This is a genomic window from Paraburkholderia humisilvae (assembly GCF_902859855.1).
In the GTDB taxonomy this organism is placed as follows: domain Bacteria; phylum Pseudomonadota; class Gammaproteobacteria; order Burkholderiales; family Burkholderiaceae; genus Paraburkholderia; species Paraburkholderia humisilvae.
Genome location: NZ_CADIKH010000164.1, coordinates 1 through 5,642, shown reverse-complemented (window position 1 = coordinate 5,642; position 5,642 = coordinate 1). Strand labels below are relative to the sequence as shown.

General features: G+C 56.2%; 1 protein-coding gene and 4 pseudogenes. 3 read left to right on the top strand and 2 right to left on the bottom strand.

Annotation, left to right across the window (positions count from 1 at the left end):
• Window positions 1-162: 162 nt before the first annotated feature.
• Both HV796_RS39890 and HV796_RS39885 read left to right on the top strand, forming a co-directional pair.
• A pseudogene (locus HV796_RS39890) lies at window positions 163-546 on the top strand (DDE-type integrase/transposase/recombinase); the annotation flags it as partial.
• Between the two features lie 57 nt (window positions 547-603).
• Window positions 604-1,340 (top strand): annotated as a pseudogene (locus HV796_RS39885) (IS701 family transposase); the annotation flags it as partial.
• Window positions 1,341-1,469: 129 nt separating this feature from the next.
• Here HV796_RS39885 and HV796_RS39880 read toward each other — a convergent pair.
• Complete coding sequence (locus HV796_RS39880; protein ID WP_175233242.1) at window positions 1,470-4,613, bottom strand: hypothetical protein; 3,144 nt, start codon at window positions 4,611-4,613, stop codon at window positions 1,470-1,472.
• A 377-nt stretch (window positions 4,614-4,990) separates the two neighbouring features.
• Between HV796_RS39880 and HV796_RS39875 the strand changes: the two are divergent.
• Window positions 4,991-5,113, top strand: a pseudogene (locus HV796_RS39875) (IS6 family transposase); the annotation flags it as partial.
• Between the two features lie 246 nt (window positions 5,114-5,359).
• Here the strand turns inward: HV796_RS39875 and HV796_RS44915 are convergent.
• Window positions 5,360-5,515: pseudogene (locus HV796_RS44915) on the bottom strand (IS6 family transposase); the annotation flags it as partial.
• Window positions 5,516-5,642: the final 127 nt, after the last annotated feature.

Here is a 5,642-nt window from a genome sequence, read left to right as displayed (position 1 = left end):
GCGTTCGACGTGGCGGGAGCTGGAAACGTGACTACGGTTGCCGGATTGCGGGCCATCGCGAAAGCGGTGGAATCACCACCGGCGCCTACCGGTGCGCGCGCCAGTTCTCGACCCTACCGGGGAGGAGAAACAGGGAAATAGTTTGACTACGCCCTGTTTCTTACTCCACTCAAGGTCAAAGGCCAGTGGAAATACCTTTATCGCGCTGTGGACAAGGAGGGCAACACGGTCGATTTCCCGCGCTGCGCGCCCACCGCGACAAGGCTGCAGCCCGTCGGTACTTCGACAGGGCGATTGACCGGAACGGCGAACCCGGGACGGTTACGGTGGACAAAAGCGGCGCGAACCTGGCTGCGCTCGAATCGTCGAGCAGGATCACCGCGCCATCAAACGTAGCGTCAGGCCGATGCTGGTTTCAGGGATTTGCTGTGTGCGCGCATCATTCTGGCCGGCATAGAGATCATGCGCATGATTCGCAAAGGGCAGATGAAGAGCGATGACGTTGATCGAACGGTTGCCGCGCAATTCTACTCGCTGCTTGTATAAGGAGTCCTACTCAATCCGCAATGCCGCTTGTCCTGTCTCCCTTATTGCGACAAAACCTCGGGCGTTGCATCGGGCATCGTGCTGGCCGATGCTGGATACGGTGACGAAACCGCTTTCCGCGATGGCGTAACTGAACTGGGTTTGCTGTACGCGGTTGGGATCCGGCCTGGCACTTCTGTGTGGGCATACGGGATGGCGCCGCGTCCGCCCAGGTCCTGGAGCGGGCGCGGCAAGCCACCGACATTGCTGCGCCGTGCGCCTGGCCACGAACCACTTGGGGTGAAGGAACTGGCCATGCAATTACCCGTGAACGTCTGGCGGAGCGTCACCTGGCGCGAAGGCAGCAACGCCGCACTCTGCTCACGTTTTGCCACCGTACGGGTTCGTCCCGCGCATCGTGACTATCGGCGAAGTACCGTTCGCGACGAGGAATGGCTGCTCATTGAATGGCCCGATGGCGATCCGGAGCCACTCAAATACTTTCTGAGTACCGCCCCCGGGGAAGCGACACTTGAGCAGCTTGTGTTCGTGGCAAAGATGCGTTGGCGCGTCGAGCGCGATTATCAGGACCTGAAACAGGAGTTCGGACTCAGTCACTACGAAGGGCGAGGCTGGTGTGGCTTTCATCACCATTCCACATTGAGTATCGCTGCATATGGGCTTCTGATGGCCCAGCGACTCAGGATGCGATCAGATGTGCGCGATAAAAACACCTCATCGAACGCGCAACGCCTGCGCTTTCCCCGGATTACGTCCCACAGGGCAGTCCGGCGCGCACAACGCCACGTTCCTGATTCCATTACCACGTTTTGCGTATCCTGCCTGGACTGCGGCTCACCCAGCGATGGTACGGTAACAGACTGGCGAATGATTTTGAGAGGGTATCGCGACATAACCCCTGCACTTTGCCCGCCGCCGGCAGTTCAAGCTCCGGCGAAAACGAAAGATGTCGGAGTCTGGTTCCCTGACGCTTGCCTGCGACGCAATGGGCTGCCACGCACGAGTGCCTGATCGATTGCATTCATTTCATGCTTCCCTCCGTCGCTCGTCATCCTGAAGATCTTGTACCCGTGCGGGTCTTCGCTGCCATTATGAACAGATGCGTGAGCGTTCATGTCGGCGAACCGGTTAATCCCATTGACATACTCTTTCAATAAAGCGCGCCCAACATCATCCGTTGTGAAAAACTTCACGCGCTCCTGCGTGTCGACGCTCCCTGATTTCTTGAGGGCGATGTCAAGATTTCTGCGAAGATCTTTAACATTCATGCCGGAGGCGCGGTATTCCTGATACATCTTCTCGCTCGAGCGCAGTCTGGCCAGTTTGCCAAACACATCCGTGTTGGCACGGATGTCTGACTTAACCCTGTACATCAATTCGAGATTCTCGAGAACCGCATTATTCGAAAAAAGCATCGCCCCAACATCACTGAAGCGCAGCTTGCCAAGCACCGACTTGTCCTCATTGAATTCGCCGTGCTCGTTCAGAAAGGTTTCCCCCAGGAGCGGTCTCTGACTGATGTGCATTGAGGGAGACGAGCCAAGGATTGTTGCCTTCACAACCTTGGAATCTGTATTGTGCGCTCCACCCACGCTCGCATAGACACCCACGCCGAGTGCTAGCCCCCCCGAGAGCGCGTGCTTCCCGCGCCGACTGTCAACTTCTGCCGATTGCAAATGGGAGAGTCGCCAAGAGTCATCCTTGTCGCTCCTGCGAAATACGATCTCAAACTGCGAAGTGGTATCGCTCGAGCCATTGTACTTTGTGCCGGGGGCAGGAGTGAGACCCTTGGCCAGCATCGTCGAGAGCGATGCGATGAGCTTGCTGCGCTCACCGCTGCTTTCCTGTTCCTCATCGTCCTCTGGCTGAAGATGGCTTACCAGTCGTTCGGAAATTTTCAGCGCAACGTCGTCCAGGCGAGACAGGCCGGGGTGATGAAAACCTGACACTGTCATGCTCACGGCGTCGCCGTTCTCGCTAAAAAGCCCGCGACCCGAGGTGCTCTTATAGGAAACGGTGCCTGACAGCCTTCCGAGTGACCGTTTGAACAGTTCATGCTCTTCCGGACCCAGACGCGAGGTCGGAAACGTCAGGTCCAACGCGAGGCGCTTTTCCTGCTCGCGCGGAGTCGCGATTAACTGGATCGACGCAGCCTGATATAGACGCTCCGTCGGCATGAGTATCTCCGGTCGCATGATGCGCTCGTGAAGAGTTTCCAGCCGCGCCCGACTTGCGCCATCCAGTTCCATGCGAGCCTGCGCAAGGCCCAGGGAAACGTGGTTCCAGCATCGAGCCACGAGGCTTTCGAGTGCTTCACTGTTCCATGCGCCTTTGATCGCAGACGGGTCAATCTTAAAGTTTTGGACCAATGCTGTCAGCCTTTTTCCAAAGACCTTTTCTGCTTCAATCCTCGTGTTCGGGGAAGAACCGTTGGACATCATCTTGCTACGCATGGAAAAGAGTGCGTTCGCATTTTCCTCCAGTAGCTCAAGATCCTTGCCAAGCCGGTTTACGCTCCCCGCTTTTACGCTGGTCAGATAAGCCGTCAGGCTTGGGTCCCCCGACTTCATCTGCTCAAGCATACTTTGTTCCATCTGCGCATTGTCGGCGCACGCCTTTCTCAATGCCTCATGAGGTGCAAGCCACAGCTGGACATTGTCTCTCCGCCCGGTCCATTCGCCCTTTCCTTCGACCTTGGCGGCGCTAACGTTCAAAACAGGGCCAGATCCGGCTTTGACGATTGCTCCTTTCGCGCTGAGAACGCCTCCTGCACCAATTCCTTTTCCGGTTGCCACCATGGGACGAAAACTCTCCGGGAGATTGAAGCCGGAATCGTTGCCAAAGGCGAGATCAAGGAGGCACTGTAGCTGCGCGAACTGTGGAGCGCCGCGAAGTACACTGCTGTCACCCACCACCAGCGGATGCAAACCCTTCAGTAGTTTTTGACGGTTCAATTCGGGATGACAGCTCGTTGTACCGCTTGTAAACGCGCTAACCCCCTTATGCGTCCAATCAGCGACCCTGGCGGCGAAACCTCTTGTTGGGCGGTTGACACGGTTTTCGAGGCTGCCGGCGCCCTCACGCCTGTTCATCACTTCATTTAGTATGGCGTCAGAAACCTGCTCTGCTCCGGTCGTCGCATAATGAATGCCCTTGGCTCCGGCTTCCACGGTGCCTTCGGCCAATGCGAATGAGCCAAGTCGCGTTCCGGCCTTACCTGTCGTAAGTCCAACTTCCATTGCGCCAAGTTCAGCATGCACAACACCGCTGACACCTTCTTCTGCCAGTGTGCTATAGGATCCGGTTCCATCCAGTCCTTTTTGCACCGTATGAGTCTTCGAAGCGGCGGCCGACACGCCGACGTTGGCGGTGGCTGCCGAAGCACCGAGCTTGACAGGCAGGCCAAGGTCCGCTCCTGCCAGGAACCTGACACCCGCGCTTACCGTCGCTGACTTGGTGTTCGATATGGACGCCCCGCAGTTATCAAGTACAGTCTCGACCTTGCCAAACTCTTCAATACCTTCCTTATCGTAGTCTTTCAGTTTCGAGCGAAAGTAAATCGCTCGCGAGGTTTCGAGCATCGCATCTCCAAACTGCTGTATTGGAGTGGACTCGCTTTCGCCGGCGATCGCCGCGATTTTCTTGAGAAATTCATACAGCTCAGTAGCATTGACGCCGTCAGCAGAGATGCTTGTGCGCTTTTCATCGATGAGTCGTCTGGCAAGATACACCGGATCTGACGCCTCGATGCCTTTGTTTTTCGCGCCGCCGAGTTCGATAAGACCGTCACGTGCAGTTTTGAGCAGCGCCCGGACAAAAATCATGTTGAGATTCCCGTCAGACCCGAACGGGCGGAAAGGGTTTATACCGGCCTGTTCGTTGTGCGTCGCATGTTCGGCGCTTACGGGAGTTGCGGCTTCATGCGAGCGTGCGACCAACCCCGAAAGGACCGGATTTTTGGCCGATTGGGTGCCAGTCACAGGTACATGACTGTGCTGTTCTGGCAATTGTAGCTCCGGTTGAGAAGCCGAATGGTCCACGATGATTCGATTTGTTTCGATTGACATGGTATTTCATCCGATTTTGGCGCTTCCGCCCTCCGCGCGGCTTTGCATGGTATGGCGCTCGGAAAGCAGGAATCCCTACATCTAATTCAGAGTAATATGCGCCTGATTTGTCGTCGCAATCTCCAGTAAAAATAGCGTTCCTGATGAACATGTCCATAACTGGTGGTTGTGAAAGATATATGTCCATGAAACGAGCATAGGGCGATGATGGGAGGAGACTGTCAACAATTGTTTCCTGCACCGATATCGCGCATGCAGCATTTCGCATGACTTTTATTGGCTGTGTCGCGATAACGAAGATGGGATGAGAAGGGTTGTGTCGCAGTAAGAGCCGGACGGTAGAATTCCGGCGACACAAGTTGCCGATAAGAGTATCGATGAAGACGCTGAACCCGGCGTTGGCCAAGGTACTGAAACGCCTGCACTATCCGCCGGAGGTGATTCTGAGGTGCGTGCGCTGGTATGTCGCGTATCCGCGAAGTCTGCGCAACCTCGAAGAATGAAATGAATGCGTCCGTGCGCCGGTCAAAACCGGCAAGGTGTTGTGAATGAAAGAGTCATACGTTGAAGGTCTAGCCAGCCACGACGGGCCTCAAGTCATGCGTGTGCGTCTGTAAGGACGTAGGCGAAGCGTTGGCAGAGGTACGCATGGGCGAGGTATCGAGCTGCGAAATCCATTCCCCGCGCCGGCTTTGTCAAGTTGATGGCGCGGGTCAGAGCGATGTTAGTAACGTATGGCATCCTGATTAATAGGTTTGGGAAGTCTGCGTGTATGCCCAGTCGTGCCAGGCGAGCAGACGTGCCTGAAGCTCGGCGCGATGGCAGGCAGCGTTCATCCGGTGCCGGGGCAAGGCGAAATGTTGACGGATTGGTCCGAAGTGGGAGAGTAATGCCTGCATACGCGGCGGCCCGTGAGATCTAGTGTCCCGTGTTAGAAATTCATTGCCTTATTTGCGTTGTGTACTAACCTGGGTTGCAGGGTTCGCAGATAAGCGAGGCAACGATGAGAGGAAGACCGAAGGCGCCACG

What these genes read in the sequence shown, in the direction of transcription:
- HV796_RS39880 (WP_175233242.1), bottom strand. Translation starts at nt 4,613, where the DNA reads ATGTCAATCGAAACAAATCGAATCATCGTGGACCATTCGGCTTCTCAA.